The organism is Kluyvera sp. (assembly GCF_965301105.1).
In genome coordinates this window covers 1-17,745 of sequence record NZ_CBDKZX010000014.1, presented here as the reverse complement: position 1 = coordinate 17,745, position 17,745 = coordinate 1, and the positions used below count along the sequence as shown (strand labels likewise).

General features: G+C 56.4%; 16 protein-coding genes. 11 read left to right on the top strand and 5 right to left on the bottom strand.

Annotated elements, in window-relative coordinates:
* Window position 1 precedes the first annotated feature (1 nt).
* Both hslR and hslO read left to right on the top strand, forming a co-directional pair.
* Window positions 2–403: a ribosome-associated heat shock protein Hsp15 gene (gene hslR, locus ACW14G_RS08040; protein WP_163446710.1), complete on the top strand. Its 402-nt coding sequence runs from the start codon at window positions 2–4 to the stop codon at window positions 401–403.
* 23 nt (window positions 404–426) lie between these two features.
* Window positions 427–1,305, top strand: a complete 879-nt coding sequence (gene hslO / locus ACW14G_RS08035) for an Hsp33 family molecular chaperone HslO (protein WP_249022658.1) — start codon at window positions 427–429, stop codon at window positions 1,303–1,305.
* A 65-nt stretch (window positions 1,306–1,370) separates the two neighbouring features.
* Here the strand turns inward: hslO and ACW14G_RS08030 are convergent, their stop codons facing one another.
* Window positions 1,371–3,089 carry a DUF4153 domain-containing protein gene (locus ACW14G_RS08030; protein WP_249022657.1) on the bottom strand — a complete coding sequence of 573 codons (1,719 nt, stop codon included), beginning with the start codon at window positions 3,087–3,089 and terminating at the stop codon, window positions 1,371–1,373.
* Window positions 3,090–3,458: 369 nt separating this feature from the next.
* Here ACW14G_RS08030 and pckA point away from each other — a divergent pair, with 369 nt between their 5' ends.
* Complete coding sequence (gene pckA, locus ACW14G_RS08025; RefSeq protein ID WP_064541482.1) at window positions 3,459–5,075, top strand: phosphoenolpyruvate carboxykinase (ATP); 1,617 nt, start codon at window positions 3,459–3,461, stop codon at window positions 5,073–5,075.
* A gap of 80 nt (window positions 5,076–5,155) precedes the next feature.
* On the opposite strand, the gene envZ is transcribed toward pckA, so the two are convergent.
* Window positions 5,156–6,508: a two-component system sensor histidine kinase EnvZ gene (gene envZ / locus ACW14G_RS08020; RefSeq protein ID WP_163446716.1), complete on the bottom strand. Its 1,353-nt coding sequence runs from the start codon at window positions 6,506–6,508 to the stop codon at window positions 5,156–5,158.
* A complete protein-coding gene (ompR, locus tag ACW14G_RS08015; RefSeq protein ID WP_001157751.1) occupies window positions 6,505–7,224 on the bottom strand; it encodes an osmolarity response regulator transcription factor OmpR in 720 nt (239 codons plus the stop codon). The genes envZ and ompR overlap by 4 nt, the downstream gene beginning before the upstream one ends.
* Window positions 7,225–7,454: 230 nt before the next feature.
* Between ompR and greB the strand changes: the two genes are divergently transcribed.
* From greB to feoC, 5 genes are all read left to right on the top strand, one after another.
* Entirely contained in the window at window positions 7,455–7,928 is a 474-nt protein-coding gene (gene greB, locus ACW14G_RS08010) for a transcription elongation factor GreB (RefSeq protein WP_064541476.1), read from the top strand.
* A gap of 99 nt (window positions 7,929–8,027) precedes the next feature.
* Window positions 8,028–10,361 carry a Tex family protein gene (locus ACW14G_RS08005; RefSeq protein WP_167574906.1) on the top strand — a complete coding sequence of 778 codons (2,334 nt, stop codon included), beginning with the start codon at window positions 8,028–8,030 and terminating at the stop codon, window positions 10,359–10,361.
* A gap of 417 nt (window positions 10,362–10,778) precedes the next feature.
* Window positions 10,779–11,003: a ferrous iron transporter A gene (gene feoA / locus ACW14G_RS08000; RefSeq protein WP_074416793.1), complete on the top strand. Its 225-nt coding sequence runs from the start codon at window positions 10,779–10,781 to the stop codon at window positions 11,001–11,003.
* A gap of 31 nt (window positions 11,004–11,034) precedes the next feature.
* A complete protein-coding gene (gene feoB / locus ACW14G_RS07995) occupies window positions 11,035–13,353 on the top strand; it encodes a Fe(2+) transporter permease subunit FeoB (RefSeq protein WP_167574904.1) in 2,319 nt (772 codons plus the stop codon).
* Window positions 13,354–13,362: 9 nt separating this feature from the next.
* Window positions 13,363–13,599, top strand: a complete 237-nt coding sequence (feoC, locus tag ACW14G_RS07990; RefSeq protein ID WP_163446722.1) for a [Fe-S]-dependent transcriptional repressor FeoC — start codon at window positions 13,363–13,365, stop codon at window positions 13,597–13,599.
* Between the two features lie 48 nt (window positions 13,600–13,647).
* Here the strand turns inward: feoC and ACW14G_RS07985 are convergent, their stop codons facing one another.
* Together ACW14G_RS07985 and bioH are read right to left on the bottom strand one after the other, a co-directional pair.
* Window positions 13,648–13,917, bottom strand: a complete 270-nt coding sequence (locus ACW14G_RS07985) for a YdgH/BhsA/McbA-like domain containing protein (RefSeq protein WP_064541463.1) — start codon at window positions 13,915–13,917, stop codon at window positions 13,648–13,650.
* Window positions 13,918–14,031: 114 nt separating this feature from the next.
* Window positions 14,032–14,808: a pimeloyl-ACP methyl ester esterase BioH gene (gene bioH / locus ACW14G_RS07980; protein ID WP_249022655.1), complete on the bottom strand. Its 777-nt coding sequence runs from the start codon at window positions 14,806–14,808 to the stop codon at window positions 14,032–14,034.
* Between the two features lie 37 nt (window positions 14,809–14,845).
* On the opposite strand from bioH, the gene gntX reads away from it, so the two are divergent.
* The 3 genes from gntX to gntT all read left to right on the top strand — a co-directional run.
* Entirely contained in the window at window positions 14,846–15,520 is a 675-nt protein-coding gene (gntX, locus tag ACW14G_RS07975) for a DNA utilization protein GntX (RefSeq protein ID WP_249022654.1), read from the top strand.
* A gap of 58 nt (window positions 15,521–15,578) precedes the next feature.
* Window positions 15,579–16,154, top strand: coding sequence for a Fe-S biogenesis protein NfuA (gene nfuA, locus ACW14G_RS07970; RefSeq protein WP_064541454.1), 576 nt, complete (start codon window positions 15,579–15,581; stop codon window positions 16,152–16,154).
* A 392-nt stretch (window positions 16,155–16,546) separates the two neighbouring features.
* A partial coding sequence (gene gntT, locus ACW14G_RS07965) for a gluconate transporter (RefSeq protein WP_455648554.1) occupies window positions 16,547–17,745 on the top strand: 1,199 nt, incomplete at its 3' end.

Genomic DNA, 17,745 nt, shown 5'->3' with positions numbered 1-17,745 from the left:
CATGAAAGAGAAGCCCACTGACGGCGTCAGGCTGGATAAGTGGCTCTGGGCCGCGCGTTTTTATAAGACCCGCGCCCTGGCACGCGAAATGATTGAAGGCGGTAAAGTTCACTATAACGGGCAGCGTTCCAAGCCCAGTAAAGTTGTCGAACTGAACGCCCAATTGACGCTACGTCAGGGAAATGACGAACGCACCGTAGTGGTGAAAGCCATTACCGAGCAGCGCCGCCCCGCGACGGAGGCCGTCACCCTGTATGAAGAGACGGCGGAAAGTATCGAAAAGCGCGAAAAAGTCGCTCTGGCGCGCAAGCTAAATGCGCTGACCATGCCGCATCCGGACAGAAGGCCGGATAAAAAAGAGCGGCGCGACCTGATGAGATTTAAATACGGCGACAGTGAATAACTGCCACCCCAAGAGAGAATATTATGACTCAACACGATCAATTACATCGCTATCTGTTTGAAAACTATGCCGTACGTGGCGAACTGGTCACCGTATCCGAAACGCTCGAACAGATTCTGGCAGGCCACAACTACCCGCAGCCGGTGAAAAACGTGCTGTCGGAGCTGCTGGTTGCCACCAGCCTGCTGACCGCGACGCTGAAGTTTGAAGGCGATATTACCGTTCAGCTGCAGGGCGATGGCCCGATGACGCTGGCGGTGATTAACGGTAACAACCACCAGCAGCTGCGCGGCGTAGCCCGTGTACAGGGTGAGATCCCAGCGGATGCCGACCTGAAAACACTGATCGGCAACGGCTATCTGGTGATTACCATTACCCCAGCCGAAGGTGAACGTTATCAGGGCGTGGTCGGTCTGGAAGGCGATACGCTGGCGGCATGCCTGGAAGATTACTTCCAGCGTTCCGAACAGCTGCCTACTCGTCTGATTATCCGTACCGGTGAGTCTGAGGGTAAACCAGCCGCAGGCGGTATGTTATTGCAGGTGATGCCCGCGCAGAACGCCCAGGCGGACGATTTCGACCATCTGGCGGCGCTAACCGACACCATCAAGGCCGAAGAGCTGTTCACGCTGCCGGCCAACGATGTGCTGTGGCGTTTATACCACGAAGAAGAGGTGACGCTGTACGACCCGCAGGGCGTAGAGTTCAAGTGCACCTGTTCTCGCGAACGTTGTGCAGGCGCGCTGAAAACGCTGCCGGATGAAGAGATCAACAGCATTCTGGAAGAAGAAGGCGAGATCGATATGCACTGCGACTACTGCGGTAGCCACTACGTGTTTAACGCGATGGATATCTCCGAGATTCGTAATAACGCTTCTCCGGCGGATCCGCAGGTGCATTAATTCTGCCGTTCGGGACGTAGGCCTGATGCGCGTAGCGCTATCAGGCCTACTCTGATCGAATAAGTTTAGCGCCGATACTCCAGCACCACCGTTTCATCCCCCAGCGTCATATCCTGCCACGCCTTCGGCTTCGCGCCCACTTTGCCCTCTTCCGCCGCCCGTAGCAGCTTCTCTTTATTCACCCCCGCAGGCAGCGTTGCGCTGGCTTTAAACTCCCAGCCTTTTGCCCCCTGACCAAACACCAGCACGGTGCGATCGCCAAACGCGTACAGGACCTGTTCCGGCTGGCCGTCACCGTTAAGATCCTGACTGACCAGCACGCAGCTATCGACGTCGCTGCAGGATTCCACCAGATAGCGGCGTTCAATAATCGCAGCCCACAGCGCGGCGTCCGGCGACTGGCTGCCAGGCGCCACGACGACGTTTTTCGCCAGCATCGGCGGCGTCAGTTTTTCTGTCGGAGTGAGATCGCCATTGAGCAGCCGCGTCAGTTGCCTCTGTCGCCTGGCGTCCTGGGTAAATTCCGGATCTTTTTGCAGTATAAGCAGCGCTTCACGTCCCGGTTTACCGCTGTGTGAAAGCATATACAGACTGACCTGATCGGCGTTAATTTTGCCCTCATGATAGCGCGCCATATGGCTATTCACGCTAATGCGCCAGCTGTCGAGAACCGGCGTATAGAGCAGTACCAGCAGCGCCAGCGCCAGTAGCGAGACCACCAGATGCACCTGGCCCATCAGCGGCGAAGGATCTTCCCGGCGGCGCAGCAGACTCAGCACATAGCCCAGCGACCAGACCAGCAAGACCACCACCACCAGCGTGCCGTGCAGGCGCTCCGACGTCCAGCCGTACTGCCCGATTCTCACCCACAGCGCCCAGCCGGCAATCGCCGCATACACCGGCGTAAGCACCATCGCCGTAATGATGAGATAGCGCAGCGGCCGTGGATAGCTCAATTGCGATTGCTGCGGCTGCCAAACCATCGCCGTCAGCAACAGCTGACTCAGCGCTAAGGTGATCAGCAGCAGCGCGGCGGACACGCGCTGCGAAATCACCGTCAGCCCGGTAAACGCCAACGTCACGAGGAACAGAATAGCCAGCAGCGAAACCAACGGCAGCAGGCCAGTAGCAAGCAGCGTCAGCAGCTTATGAATGGCGCTCACCAGCCGCACGTTCTGCCGCGCCAGAATCACCGTCAGCGCCGTTACCAGGCCAATAACGAGGTAAATAAACCATTCCGTCTCAAAGAACAGATGAGAGAAGAAGGTAATATTCGCCAGCTCAAACAGCCCGCTCCACAGCAGGAAGATGAGCCAGACCAGACCATTAGCGACGCCAATCAGCAGCAGCGTCAGCGCGTTCTGCCACTGTTGGTCATAGAAATGCACATAGCGATAGCTTCCCGGATGGGGGTGGAGCTGAAACTGTATCCACGGCAAAATCATTAGCGCCATCAACAGTAAACACCAACCATAACGGAACAGGGCATCGTACTGCCGCCATGAATCATCGCCGTTGAGGTTGCTTTTCAGCCATCCGCTCATGGCGAGGACGACCAGCAGAATAACGGCCAGCCAGCCCCACAGCGCGCGCTGGCGAAACGAGATGACGCTAAACAGCAGCACAGAAGATAATGCCAGGCTGCCGGGCAATCCATAAAATATCCACCAACCAGGGTGAGGAATAAGCTCAGTCACCAGCAGGTAGCACAGCAACCCTTGTACCAGGCCGGTTAGCACCATGCCCCAGCGGGTTGGCGAGGAAAGCGGTGTCACAGTATCCATATCAGTGTCCCTGCTTCAGGATAGGGTAAATAGAGTATCTCATTGAACGAAACAGAACCGAAATACGCTGTATCGACAGGCGAGGTGAATCGATTTTTGTTCTGAAAGCATTACGTAATTTTCTTTCATAAATGCGATTACATTCACATTTACGCTGTCAATTAAACCATTTTGTAACCATTTAAGAACATTCGTGCCAAATACGCGGTGTTTCCTGTCATAATCCCTGTCGCTTCGTGACAGGAGTCACAATGTTTTCGTAAGTAAGACGTTTGTCGGGATACGTAAATCTATGAGCCTGGTCGCGGTCAACACCCCTAAAATACCCATAGAATTTATGGTAGTACATATTGGCTAAGGAGCAGTGAAATGCGCAACGGTATAACCCCGCAGGACCTCAAGGCTTATGGTATTAACGACGTACAGGATATCGTCTACAACCCCGATTACGATACATTGTATCAAGAAGAACTCGATCCTAACCTGGAAGGTTATGAGCGTGGTGTACTGACGAACCTGGGAGCAATTTCTGTCGACACCGGTATCTTTACCGGCCGTTCTCCAAAGGACAAATACATTGTTCGCGATGACACAACCCGCGACACCGTGTGGTGGTCTGATAAGGGCAACGGAAAAAATGACAATAAGCCTCTGTCACCTGAAATCTGGCAACATCTGAAAGGCCTGGTGTCAGAACAGCTGTCCGGCAAACGTCTGTTTATCATTGACGCCTTCTGCGGCGCTAATGAAGACACCCGTCTGTCCGTCCGTTTTATCACCGAGGTGGCCTGGCAGGCGCACTTCGTCAAAAACATGTTTATTCGCCCAACCGATGAAGAGCTGAAGACGTTTAAACCTGACTTTATCGTTATGAACGGCGCGAAGTGCACCAACCCGCAGTGGAAAGAACAGGGTCTCAACTCGGAAAACTTCATCGCGTTTAACCTGACGGAACGTATCCAGCTGATTGGCGGGACCTGGTACGGCGGCGAAATGAAAAAGGGTATGTTCTCCATCATGAACTACCTGCTGCCGCTGCAGGGCATTGCGTCCATGCACTGTTCCGCGAACGTCGGCGAGAAAGGCGATGTCGCTGTGTTCTTCGGCCTCTCCGGCACCGGTAAAACCACCCTGTCTACCGACCCGAAACGTCGTCTGATTGGCGATGACGAACACGGCTGGGATGACGACGGCGTGTTTAACTTTGAAGGCGGCTGCTACGCCAAAACCATTAAGCTGTCGGAAGCGGCTGAGCCGGATATCTACCACGCCATTCGCCGCGACGCGCTGCTGGAAAACGTGGTGGTGCGTGAGGACGGCAGCATCGACTTCGACGACGGCTCAAAAACCGAAAACACCCGCGTTTCCTACCCGATTTACCACATCGACAATATCGTCAAGCCGGTGTCAAAAGCGGGCCACGCGACCAAAGTTATCTTCCTGACTGCCGATGCGTTCGGCGTACTGCCGCCGGTTTCGCGCCTCACCGCCGACCAGACGCAGTACCACTTCCTGTCTGGCTTCACCGCGAAGCTGGCGGGCACCGAGCGCGGCGTCACCGAACCGACGCCAACCTTCTCCGCCTGTTTCGGCGCGGCGTTCCTGTCGCTGCACCCAACGCAGTATGCGGAAGTGCTGGTGAAACGCATGCAGGCGGCGGGCGCTCAGGCCTACCTGGTGAACACCGGCTGGAACGGCACCGGCAAACGTATCTCCATCCAGAATACGCGCGCCATCATTGATGCCATCCTCGACGGTTCGCTGGATAACGCCGAAACCTTCACCCTGCCGATGTTTAACCTGCAGATCCCAACCGCGCTGCCGGGCGTCGACACCCACATCCTCGATCCGCGTAATACCTACGGTTCGCCGGAGCAGTGGCAGGAGAAGGCCGAAACGCTGGCGAAATTGTTCAAAGAGAACTTTGAGAAATACACCGACACGCCAGCTGGCGCCGCGCTGGTCAGCGCAGGGCCGCAGCTGTAAGTACCGTTGGATTGCCCGGTGGCGCGATGCTTACCGGGCCTACAAACAAAAACCGCCGGGGTTTCCCCAGCGGTTTTTTTTTAGCTTTCTTTGCTGCCCGATGGCATCTGGCCTGCCGGTATTGGCAGCCAGGCGCGAATCAACAGCCCACCCCGCTCACTGGTGTCTAACTCCAGCAGCCCGTTGTGGTTATCAATGATGCGCTGCACAATCGCCAGCCCCAGCCCTGTTCCACTGATGGTACGGGCGCTATCGCCACGCACAAACGGCTGGAACAGATGCTTACGCTGCTCGGGCTTGATGCCCGGGCCGTCATCTTCCACCTGGAACCAGGCGCGATGCGCTTCACGGCCGCTGCTGACTTTAATCCAGCCGTTACCGTAACGGGCCGCGTTCACCACCATATTGGCCAGCGCGCGCTTGATGGACAGCGGATGCACACGCACCGGGATATCGCCATCCAGCAGGTTGGTGGCGATTTCACGCTCGTAGCCGCTTTCCGCTGCAATCACCTCACCGAGAACGGTGTTGAGATCGATAAACTCCAGCGGCATCTCCTGACCGGTACGCAGGTAATCAATAAACTGCTCGATGATGGCGTTGCACTCTTCGATATCTTTATTGATTGATTCCGCCAGATACCCGTCCTGCTCGCCCATCATCTCGGTTGCCAGACGAATACGCGTGAGCGGCGTACGCAGATCGTGGCTGACGCCCGCCATGAGCAGCGTACGGTCATCCGAGAGCTGCTTCACGCCTGCGGCCATATGGTTAAAGGCTCGGGTCACTGAACGCACCTCCGACGCGCCATACTCGCGCAGCGGCGGCGGAATAATCCCTTTACCGACCTGAAGCGCCGCGTGCTCCAGGTCGACCAGGGGTCGGTTCTGGATGCGGATAAACAGCCATGCGCCGCCTATCGCCAGCAGCATAATCGCCAGGGTGTAACGAAACAGTGGGGAGAAGTCTCCCTGATGGATCTCGGTCAGCGGCACGCGCACCCAGATATTGGGCGACAGCCAGGTCTTCAACCAGACCACCGGGGAGCTTTTATTGACTTCAACGCGCACTTCGGTCGGCCCGCCGAGCTGCTGAGCCATCTGCTGACTCAAAAACTCGTAGTGCTGCGCCCAGCGCAGGCCGGCCTCTTCTGCGGCTTCATCGGAATAGAGCGAAATGCCCAGTTCGCGATAGATCTCGCGGCGAAACGCCGGCGGCACGACCAGTTGCGTGCCGTCCTCCAGCTGCAGTTTATCGGTCATCAGCATACGCACTTCGTAGGCTAAGACTTTATTAAACTGCTGCAGGCTTGGCAGAATCGCGAAATTCAACACCACCAGGTAGGTTGTCACCAGGCTGACGAACAGCAAAGTGACAATCAGCAATAACGTACGGGCAAATGAACTTCGTGGCGAGAAGCGCAGTCGCCTCATGCTTTAGAGCCGTCCGGGACAAACACGTAGCCCAGACCCCATACGGTCTGAATATAGCGCGGGTGCGCCGGATCTTCTTCCACCATACGACGTAAGCGGGAGATCTGCACGTCGATGGAACGTTCCATCGCCGAGTATTCACGACCACGCGCCAGGTTCATCAGCTTGTCACGAGACAGCGGCTCGCGCGGGTGGCTCACCAGCGCTTTCAGCACCGCAAACTCACCGCTGGTCAGCGGCATCGGCTCGTCTTCACGGAACATTTCGCGAGTACCGAGGTTCAGCTTGAACTTACCAAAGGCAATAACCGCTTCTTCCTGAGAAGGCGCGCCCGGCAGTTCGTTCGCCTGACGGCGCAGCACGGCACGGATACGGGCCAGCAGTTCACGCGGGTTGAACGGTTTCGGAATGTAGTCGTCGGCGCCGATTTCCAGGCCCACGATACGGTCAACTTCTTCCCCTTTCGCCGTCACCATAATGATCGGCATCGGGTTGCTTTGGCTGCGCAGGCGGCGGCAGATGGAGAGGCCATCTTCACCCGGCAGCATGAGATCCAGCACCATCAGATGGAAGGATTCACGGGTCAGCAATCTGTCCATCTGTTCGGCGTTAGCCACGCTTCGAACCTGGAAACCCTGCTCGGTCAGATAACGCTCCAGTAACGCGCGCAGGCGCATGTCGTCATCCACAACAAGAATCTTATAATTCTCTTGCATTGTTTTTACTCCCAAAGGTTCGCAACAATTAATCAGCATGTATTCTCAAAAAAGCCTGCGCTTGCGACCAGCTAAATCTGGTATAAATTCCAGGCTAAATTGTTACAAAGCATATTTAACAGCGAGTTAAGTATACAATGAATCTTAATACACATTATTTATTCTGTCGGTATGCTCACGTAATACGTATTGTGCGCAATATTTCCTCGGCAGCCAGGTAAGCACGTAAGATGAAAACACCGTTGATCACCCGTGAAGGGTACGAAAAGCTCAAACAAGAGATGGATTATCTCTGGCGCGAAGAGCGCCCGGAGGTCACCAAAAAAGTGACCTGGGCCGCGAGCCTTGGCGATCGCAGTGAAAACGCTGACTACCAGTATAATAAAAAACGCTTAAGGGAGATTGACCGCCGCGTTCGTTATTTAACCAAGTGTCTGGAAAATCTGCGTATCGTCGATTACTCGCCGCAGCAGGAAGGCAAAGTCTTTTTTGGCGCGTGGGTAGAGATTGAAAACGACGACGGCGATACCAAGCGTTTTCGCATTGTCGGCTACGACGAGATTTTTGGCCGCAAGGACTACATTTCGATCGACTCGCCAATGGCCCGTGCGCTATTGAAAAAAGAGGTCGGCGATCTCGCGGTCGTCAACACGCCAGCGGGTGAGGCCAGCTGGTACGTAAATGCGATCGATTACGTAAAATAACGCCGGAACAATCCGAAGCCCCCGCTGATGACTGGCATTTTTGCCAGTCAATCCGTATAACTGTCCCCTGATTTTATGACCTAACAGTGAAACCAAGCCATGATGAATGATTCGCTCTGCCGCATTATTGCGGGTGAACTTCAGGCCAGAGCCGAACAGGTAGAAGCTGCCGTTCGCCTGCTTGATGAAGGGAACACCGTGCCGTTTATTGCACGTTATCGTAAGGAAATCACCGGCGGACTGGATGACACGCAACTGCGTAATCTGGAAACTCGCCTGGGGTATTTGCGTGAGCTGGAAGACCGTCGTCAGGTCATTCTGAAATCCATCGGTGAGCAGGGCAAGCTGACCGAAGCGCTGGAAAAAGCCATCAACGGCACGCTCAACAAGACCGAGCTGGAAGACCTCTACTTACCGTATAAACAGAAGCGCCGCACCCGCGGGCAAATTGCCATTGAAGCGGGTCTCGAGCCGCTGGCCGATCTGCTGTGGAGCGAACCGTCTCACGACCCGGAAACCGAGGCGGCGAAATTTATCGATGTCGATAAGGGCGTCGCGGATACCAAAGCGGCCCTCGACGGCGCGCGCTATATCCTGATGGAACGCTTCGCGGAAGATGCCGGCCTGCTGGCGAAAGTGCGCGACTACCTGTGGAAGAACGCCCACCTGGTGGCCAAAGTGGTCAGCGGTAAGGAAGAAGAAGGCGCGAAGTTCCGCGACTACTTCGACCATCACGAACCGATTTCAACCACCCCTTCCCACCGCGCGCTGGCGATGTTCCGCGGGCGCAACGAAGGTATTCTGCAACTCTCGCTCAACGCCGATCCGCAGTTCGACGAGCCGCCGAAAGAGAGCCACTGCGAACAGATTATTATCGACCACCTCGGCCTGCGCCTGAACAACGCCCCGGCGGATAGCTGGCGCAAAGGCGTGGTGAGCTGGACCTGGCGCATCAAAGTGCTGATGCACCTCGAAACCGAACTGATGGGCACCGTGCGCGAACGCGCGGAAGATGAAGCCATCAACGTCTTCGCCCGTAACCTGCACGATCTGCTGATGGCTGCACCAGCCGGTCTGCGCGCCACCATGGGCCTCGACCCTGGTCTGCGTACCGGCGTGAAGGTGGCGGTGGTGGACGGCACCGGCAAGCTGGTGGCGACGGATACCATCTACCCGCACACCGGGCAGGCGGCGAAAGCGGCGGTCGCCGTGGCGGCGCTGTGCGAAAAACACAACGTGGAGCTGGTGGCGATCGGCAACGGTACCGCCTCACGCGAAACCGAGCGTTTCTTCCTCGATGTGCAGAAACAGTTCCCGCAAGTCACCGCGCAGAAGGTGATCGTCAGCGAAGCAGGCGCGTCGGTGTATTCCGCTTCCGAACTGGCGGCGCAGGAATTCCCGGATCTCGACGTTTCCCTGCGCGGCGCGGTGTCTATCGCCCGTCGTCTGCAGGACCCACTGGCCGAGCTGGTGAAAATCGACCCGAAATCCATCGGGGTGGGCCAGTACCAGCATGACGTCAGCCAGACGCAGCTGGCGCGTAAGCTGGATGCGGTCGTCGAGGACTGCGTGAACGCCGTCGGCGTGGACTTGAACACCGCCTCCGTGCCGCTGCTGACCCGCGTCGCGGGCCTGACGCGCATGATGGCGCAGAACATCGTCGCCTGGCGCGATGAGAATGGCCAGTTCCAGAACCGCCAGCAGTTGCTGAAGGTAAGTCGTCTGGGGCCGAAAGCGTTCGAGCAGTGCGCGGGCTTCCTGCGCATCAACCACGGCGATAACCCGCTGGACGCTTCCACCGTGCACCCGGAAGCCTACCCGGTGGTTGAACGCATTCTGGCGGCCACCCAGCAGGCGCTGAAAGATCTGATGGGCAACAGCAGTGAACTTCGCGGCCTGAAAGCCTCTGAGTTTACCGACGAACGTTTTGGCGTACCGACCGTCACCGACATCATCAAAGAGCTGGAAAAACCGGGCCGCGACCCGCGTCCGGAATTTAAAACCGCGAAGTTCGCCGATGGCGTCGAAACCATGAACGACCTGCTGCCGGGAATGATCCTCGAAGGCGCGGTGACCAACGTCACCAACTTTGGCGCCTTTGTCGATATCGGCGTGCACCAGGACGGCCTGGTGCATATCTCCTCGCTGGCGGATAAATTCGTCGAAGATCCACACACCGTGGTGAAAGCAGGCGATATCGTCAAAGTGAAGGTGCTGGAGGTCGATTTGCAGCGTAAACGTATCGCCCTGACTATGCGTCTGGATGAGCAGCCGGGTGAAACCAACGCCCGTCGTGGCGGCGGTAATGACCGTCCGCAGAACAGCGGACGTCCAGCGGCGAAAGCGGCCAAGCCGCGCGGCCGCGAAGCTCAGCCTGCCGGTAACAGCGCCATGATGGACGCTTTAGCCGCAGCAATGGGTAAAAAACGCTAATCGATAAACGCCTTATCCAGACTGCATGGGGGATAAGGCGTTTTACATCACCAGCCGTGACGCATTCGCTTCGCGCCTTATCTCGCCCTCAGTAATTAATATTTTCGCGCAACTTTTAATAATAAACCGCATCACGTTTTATTTTATTAACCAATGAAACCTTAATTAAACATTAAGCGATGTAAATATCGGTTAATTGATTTATCGCTACAATGCGTTGCTTGAGTAATATCAAAAAAAGTGCAAATAGTGCGCAAAACTCCCACCAACCGCATATTATGTATTGATGATAAAAACCATTCTCATTATCATCATTTGCAGTGGATTTTATTCTTTATTCGTTGACGATGCCCTTGCCGCCATCAGGCCGCACGCGGGCACTCCCTCGTCCAGCTAGCGATAAAACAAGTAGGTTCTATGCAATTTACACCGGATACTGCGTGGAAGATTGTTGGTTTCTCCCGCGAAATTAGCCCAGCCTATCGGCAGAAACTCCTCTCATTGGGCATGCTGCCTGGCTCATCATTCCATGTCGTTCGCGTTGCGCCCTTGGGTGACCCCATTCATATTGAAACCCGTCGCGTAAGCCTGGTATTGCGTAAAAAAGATCTCGCGCTAATCGAATTAGAACCTGTCGCGTAATGACTTCAGCCCGGTAATAAGAGTCTGAAAAATGAAAAAATTAACCATCGGTCTAATTGGTAATCCTAATTCCGGCAAGACAACCTTATTCAATCAGCTGACCGGCGCGCGCCAGCGCGTAGGCAACTGGGCGGGTGTGACGGTTGAACGTAAAGAAGGCTCTTTCGCCACCACCGATCATCAGGTCACCCTTGTCGACCTGCCGGGCACCTACTCGCTGACCACTATCTCGTCACAAACGTCGCTGGATGAACAAATCGCCTGCCACTACATTCTCAGCGGCGATGCCGACCTGCTGATTAACGTGGTCGACGCCTCCAACCTGGAACGTAACCTGTATTTGACGCTGCAATTACTCGAGCTGGGCATTCCGTGCGTGGTCGCGCTGAACATGCTGGATATCGCCGAGAAGCAGCAGATTCGCATCGATGTCGACGCCCTTTCCGCTCGTCTCGGCTGCCCGGTGGTACCGCTGGTATCGACCCGCGCCCGCGGCATTGAAGCGCTGAAAATGGCGATTGATCGCCACAAGGGCAATCAGCCGCTGGAGCTGGTGCACTACCCGCAGCCGCTGCTGCGTGAAGCCGATAATCTGGCCAAAGAGATGGCGCAGGACATTCCGGAGCGCCAGCGCCATTGGCTGGGTATGCAGATGCTGGAAGGCGACATCTACAGCCGCGCCTACGCTGGCGATGCGGCGCATAAGCTGGACGTTTCGCTGGCGCACCTGAGCGAAGAGCTGGACGATCCCGCTTTGCATATCGCCGACGCTCGCTACCAGAGCATCGCCGCTATCTGCGACGCCGTCAGCAATACGCTGACCGCCGAACCAAGCCGTTTTACCGCCGCGCTGGATAAAATCGTCCTCAACCGCGTGCTGGGGCTGCCGGTCTTTCTGTTCGTGATGTACCTGATGTTCCTGCTGGCGATTAACATCGGCGGTGCCTTACAGCCCATCTTCGACGGCGGCTCGGTAGCGCTCTTTATTCATGGTATTCAGTGGATTGGCTACACCCTGCACTTCCCGGACTGGCTGACCGTATTCCTGGCGCAGGGGCTCGGCGGCGGTATCAACACCGTTCTGCCGCTGGTGCCGCAAATCGGCATGATGTACCTGTTCCTCTCGTTCCTTGAAGACTCCGGCTATATGGCCCGCGCCGCCTTCGTCATGGACCGCCTGATGCAGGCGCTTGGTCTGCCGGGGAAATCCTTTGTGCCGCTGATCGTCGGCTTCGGCTGTAACGTGCCGTCGGTGATGGGCGCCCGTACGTTGGATGCCCCGCGTGAACGCCTGATGACCATTATGATGGCACCGTTTATGTCCTGCGGCGCGCGTCTGGCTATCTTCGCGGTCTTCGCCGCGGCCTTCTTCGGCCAGGGCGGCGCGCTGGTGGTCTTCTCGCTCTATGTGTTGGGGATCGTTATCGCCATCCTCACCGGCCTGATGCTCAAATACACCATCATGCGTGGCGAAGCCTCGCCGTTCGTCATGGAACTGCCGGTCTACCACGTACCGCACATCAAAAGCCTGTTCATCCAGACCTGGCAGCGCCTGAAAGGCTTCGTGCTGCGCGCCGGTAAAGTTATCGTGATCGTCAGTATTTTCCTGAGCGCACTGAACAGCTTCTCGTTCAGCGGCAAGATCGTCGACAACATTAACGACTCGGCGCTGGCCTCTGTCAGCCGCGCGATTACGCCGGTGTTTAAACCGATTGGCGTGCATGAAGATAACTGGCAAGCCACCGTCGGCCTGTTTACCGGGGCGATGGCGAAAGAAGTGGTGGTGGGGACGCTGAACACCCTCTACACCGCTGAAGACATCCAGAACGAAGCGTTCAACCCGCAGGAATTCCATCTCGGTGATGAACTGCTGGGCGCGCTCGATGAAACCTGGCAAGGCCTGAAAGACACCTTCAGCCTCAGCGTACTGGCCAACCCCATCGAAGCCAGCAAAGGCGATGGCGAGATGGAAACCGGCGCAATGGGCGTGATGGGCAGCAAATTCGGCAGCGCGGCGGCAGCGTACAGCTACCTGATTTTCGTGTTGCTCTACATTCCGTGCATTTCGGTAATGGGGGCGATAGCCCGTGAATCGAGCCGTGGCTGGATGACGTTCTCCATCCTGTGGGGGCTGAATATCGCCTACTCGCTGTCCACGCTCTACTACCAGACAGTCAGCTTCAGCCAGCATCCACGCTACAGCCTGGTGTGCATTCTGGCGGTGATTCTGTTCAACATTGTGGTGCTCGGTCTGCTGCGCCGCGCCCGTAGCCGGGTGGATGTCTCCCTGCTGGCGACGCGCAAAACGCCGACGTCCTGCTGCTCCAGCCCGGCTGGCGATTGCCACTAAGGAGCGATGATGGCGTCATTGATCGAAATACGCGACACGCTGGCCCTGCAAGGACGCATGGAAGCCTCACAGCTCAGCGCCCAACTGCATACGCCGCAAGCGTTAGTTGACGCCATGCTGAGCCGCTTAGAAGCGATGGGAAAAGTGGTGAAAATTCAGGAAGACGCTGATGGCTGCCTGAGTGGTAGCTGCAAAAGCTGCCCGGAAGGCAAAGCGTGCCTGCGTGAGTGGTGGGCGCTACGTTAAGAGGTTATCCCCGACGCTGTCAGCAGCGTCGGGAGTAAAAGGCAAAACTTACTTGTAGACGTCCGCGTTACCGTGGACGGTTTTTTCGTTTTTCCCACCCGCAATAATCACATAATACTTACCACCCAGCTCATCCGCCTTTTTCGACAGATCGCGCTTCGCATCCATTGGCGAAGTAGTACGCGAGGTGGTGATGTTGCCGATTTTCGTCAGCTTAAGCTTGGCAACATCTTCCTTCTGGATCTCTTTAGCAGCAAACGCACCAAACGACAGGGAGCCAATCACCAGAGATGCAACAATACCTGTAACAAATTTCATAGACTCTACTCTCCTTAGGGTTGTTATTTGCGCTGCGCGGGTGCGCGAAATAATCACCTGCCGCAACAGCTTAAGTATTGCTATGAATATCTTTTTTACCACGTCCGCACAGAATTATTTCTCAATTTGCTTTTTCAACGCCACCAAGGGTGCGCAAAACGCCTGCGGATGAGAGATAAACGGCGCATGGGCCGCTTTGTCAAAAATGAGCGATTCGCTCCGAGGCCACAGCGCATCCAACTGCGGAACAATCTTGCGCGGCACCAGGCCATCGAGTCGGCCATACAGGCGCAGGAACGGTAAATCCAGCGCCGTCAGCGGCTCGCGTAAATCCGCGGTTTTGAGGATCTCCAGGCCGCCGTTGAGCGCCTCAGACGACGGCATCGGCAGCGATAACACCGCTTGTTTCAGCGCACGAGCATCCTGTCGGGCACTTTCGGTGCCTAAGGTTTGCAACGCCAGGAAACGTTCAACGGTACGCTGAAAATCTTCGCTCAACTGCTGCTGAAAGCCGCTGAGCACTTCCGGCTTAATGCCCGGCCACTCATCCTGCGCGCTAAAGCAAGGAGACGACGCCACGGTAACCAATGCCTGCACGCGCGTCGGGTGGTTCAAGGCAATCTGGCTCGCCACCAGCCCTCCCAGGCTCCAGCCCAGCCAGATGGCCCGTTCAGGGGCATTTTCCAGCACCTTCTCTGCCATCGCTTCCAGCGTCATGGCACCCCATTCACCGCTACGTCCGTAACCCGGCAGGTCGACCAGGTGCAGCGTAAAATGCGCACTCAATTCCGGCGTGATGCAATCCCAGACCTGTGCATTCAGCCCCCATCCGTGCAGCAGCACAAGATGACAATTTCCTTCGCCCGTGGTTTGCCACCAGATGTCGTTCATCAGCTATCGTTCTCGTTTCTTCGCTTAAGGAGGGATTATGCTAACAGTCCACGGCGCGTGCTGGCTATGCCAAATGCCGCTGGCGCTGCCTGCGTGGGGCATCTGTTCGCGCTGCGCCAAAACGCTGTTTACGCAAGGGAGCCATTGTCCGCAGTGCGGCCTGCCGGCAGAAAACGTCAGAATCCCCTGCGGACGCTGCCTGCAAAAACCGCCGCCATGGCAGCGGCTGGTGGCGATTAACGACTATCGTCCTCCGCTCAGTCAGTTAATCCACCGCTTCAAGTTCAGCGGTAACCCAGAGCTGGCATCCACGCTGGCGCGTCTACTGTTGCTGGCCGTTCGTCAACGAACCGACCTACCCGCTCCTGTGCAGCTTATCAGCGTTCCGTTGTGGCAACGCCGTCACTGGCGGCGAGGCTATAATCAAAGCGAGCTGCTCTGTCGTGCGCTGGCACACTGGTTACACGCCGATTATCAGCCCCGGGCTCTCACGCGTATTCGCCCAACGGCGACCCAGCATCAGCTCAGCGCCCGGTTGCGCAAGCACAACCTGAAAAATGCTTTCCAGCTTGAATTATCCATACGTGGGCGCCATATGGTGATTGTGGATGATGTGGTCACGACGGGGAGTACCGTGGCTGAAATTTCCCGCCTGCTTTTGCGAAACGGCGCGGCGAGCGTTCAGGTATGGTGTCTGTGCCGCACCTTGTAGACCCCCAGCGATGGGCGTATTATAACCAACTAAAGTAGTCAACTATTAGGTCAAAGCTATGATCCGTATTTCCGATACTGCGCAAGCGCACTTTGCCAAACTTCTGCAAAATCAGGAAGAAGGGACACAAATCCGCGTATTTGTGATTAACCCTGGTACGCCTAACGCAGAATGCGGCGTTTCTTACTGCCCGCCGGATGCGGTGGAAGCAAGTGATACAGCCCTGAAATTTGAACAGCTCACCGCCTATGTCGACGAGCTGAGCGCTCCGTATCTGGAAGATGCGGAAATTGATTTTGTCACCGACCAGCTCGGCTCTCAGCTGACGCTGAAAGCACCGAACGCCAAAATGCGCAAAGTGTCCGACGACGCCCCGCTGATGGAGCGCGTGGAGTACATGCTGCAATCACAGGTTAACCCGCAGCTCGCCGGCCACGGTGGTCGCGTGTCGCTGATGGAAATCACCGAAGATGGCTATGCCATTCTGCAATTTGGCGGCGGTTGTAACGGCTGCTCAATGATCGATGTCACCCTGAAAGATGGCATTGAAAAGCAGCTGCTGGCCGAGTTCCCGGACCTGAAAGGCGTACGCGATCTGACCGAACACCAGCGCGGCGAGCACTCTTACTACTAAGATGTTTCGCGATCGTCCCGGGCGAGGCGCTTACGCCGACCCCGGGGATTTTCTCTGCTCTCCGGCTGCACAATCTTTCGCCACAGCGTAATGTTACCGCGCAACATTCCTCGCAAATTTCCGCTCGAAAAACGGCAATAACCCTACCAATTATTTGACTACCGTCGCAGATTTCACATTTCAATGCACAGGGTTATTCTCAACCTCCACATGTTACCCGTATCATCGCAACACACACCACCGCGTTAAATAAATAGCCAGCTATCCTTTGTCTGAGTCATACAACAGACGGTGGCGTGAAGAAGTCAGTACCTATTCCCTCTGTAGGGACAATTGGAAGTTGTCGCAACAACAGTGACGTTACCCATAACAAATTAAAGGCTGGATAAGTTATGCCATTAATCATCGTAGCTATCGGGGTTATCCTCTTATTACTGCTGATGATCCGTTTCAAAATGAACGGGTTTATCGCTCTGGTGCTGGTGGCGTTAGCCGTCGGCTTAATGCAGGGCATGCCGCTGGACAAAGTGATCGTGTCGATTAAAAACGGCGTCGGCGGCACCCTTGGCAGCCTGGCGCTGATTATGGGCTTTGGCGCCATGCTCGGCAAAATGCTCGCCGACTGCGGCGGCGCGCAGCGTATTGCCACCACACTTATCGACAAATTTGGCCGCAAGTACATTCAGTGGGCGGTCGTACTGACCGGTTTCACCGTCGGCTTCGCGCTGTTCTACGAAGTGGGCTTCGTGCTGCTGCTGCCGCTGGTCTTCACCATTGCCGCCAACGCGCGTATTCCGCTGCTGTACGTCGGCGTGCCGATGGCTGCCGCGCTCTCGGTGACCCATGGCTTCCTGCCTCCGCACCCGGGCCCGACTGCTATCGCCACCATCTTCCACGCAGACATGGGTAAAACCCTGCTGTACGGCACCCTGCTGGCGATTCCGACCGTCATTCTGGCAGGCCCGGTTTACGCACGCTGCCTGAAAAGCATCGACAAGCCGATCCCGGAAGGTCTGCACAACCCGAAAACCTTCACCGATGAAGAGATGCCGTCCTTTGGCGTGAGCGTCTGGACCTCTCTGGTGCCGGTTATCCTGATGGCGATGCGCGCCGTGGCTGAGATGGTGCTGCCGAAAGGCCACGCGCTGCTGCCTGCCGCTGAGTTCTTCGGTGACCCGGTGATGGCAACGCTGATCGCCGTGCTGATCGCTATCTTCACCTTCGGTCTGAACCGTGGCCGCTCAATGGATGACATCAACGATACGCTGATCTCCTCCATTAAAATCATTGCCATGATGCTGCTGATCATCGGCGGCGGCGGCGCCTTCAAGCAGGTGCTGGTCGACTCCGGCGTAGATAAGTACATCGCGTCTATCATGCACGAGTCCAACGTATCTCCGCTGTTTATGGCATGGTCTATCGCTGCCGTTCTGCGTATCGCGCTGGGCTCCGCGACCGTTGCCGCCATCACCGCGGGCGGTATTGCCGCTCCGCTGATTGCCACCACCGGCGTGAGCCCGGAGCTGATGGTTATCGCGGTAGGTTCCGGTTCCGTCATCTTCTCCCACGTGAACGATCCAGGCTTCTGGCT

Coding starts and splice junctions, on each gene's coding strand:
- hslR (WP_163446710.1), top strand. CDS start 2: ATGAAAGAGAAGCCCACTGACGGCGTCAGGCTGGATAAGTGGCTCTGG.
- hslO (WP_249022658.1), top strand. CDS start 427: ATGACTCAACACGATCAATTACATCGCTATCTGTTTGAAAACTATGCC.
- ACW14G_RS08030 (WP_249022657.1), bottom strand. CDS start 3,089: ATGGATACTGTGACACCGCTTTCCTCGCCAACCCGCTGGGGCATGGTG.
- pckA (WP_064541482.1), top strand. CDS start 3,459: ATGCGCAACGGTATAACCCCGCAGGACCTCAAGGCTTATGGTATTAAC.
- envZ (WP_163446716.1), bottom strand. CDS start 6,508: ATGAGGCGACTGCGCTTCTCGCCACGAAGTTCATTTGCCCGTACGTTA.
- ompR (WP_001157751.1), bottom strand. CDS start 7,224: ATGCAAGAGAATTATAAGATTCTTGTTGTGGATGACGACATGCGCCTG.
- greB (WP_064541476.1), top strand. CDS start 7,455: ATGAAAACACCGTTGATCACCCGTGAAGGGTACGAAAAGCTCAAACAA.
- ACW14G_RS08005 (WP_167574906.1), top strand. CDS start 8,028: ATGATGAATGATTCGCTCTGCCGCATTATTGCGGGTGAACTTCAGGCC.
- feoA (WP_074416793.1), top strand. CDS start 10,779: ATGCAATTTACACCGGATACTGCGTGGAAGATTGTTGGTTTCTCCCGC.
- feoB (WP_167574904.1), top strand. CDS start 11,035: ATGAAAAAATTAACCATCGGTCTAATTGGTAATCCTAATTCCGGCAAG.
- feoC (WP_163446722.1), top strand. CDS start 13,363: ATGGCGTCATTGATCGAAATACGCGACACGCTGGCCCTGCAAGGACGC.
- ACW14G_RS07985 (WP_064541463.1), bottom strand. CDS start 13,917: ATGAAATTTGTTACAGGTATTGTTGCATCTCTGGTGATTGGCTCCCTG.
- bioH (WP_249022655.1), bottom strand. CDS start 14,808: ATGAACGACATCTGGTGGCAAACCACGGGCGAAGGAAATTGTCATCTT.
- gntX (WP_249022654.1), top strand. CDS start 14,846: ATGCTAACAGTCCACGGCGCGTGCTGGCTATGCCAAATGCCGCTGGCG.
- nfuA (WP_064541454.1), top strand. CDS start 15,579: ATGATCCGTATTTCCGATACTGCGCAAGCGCACTTTGCCAAACTTCTG.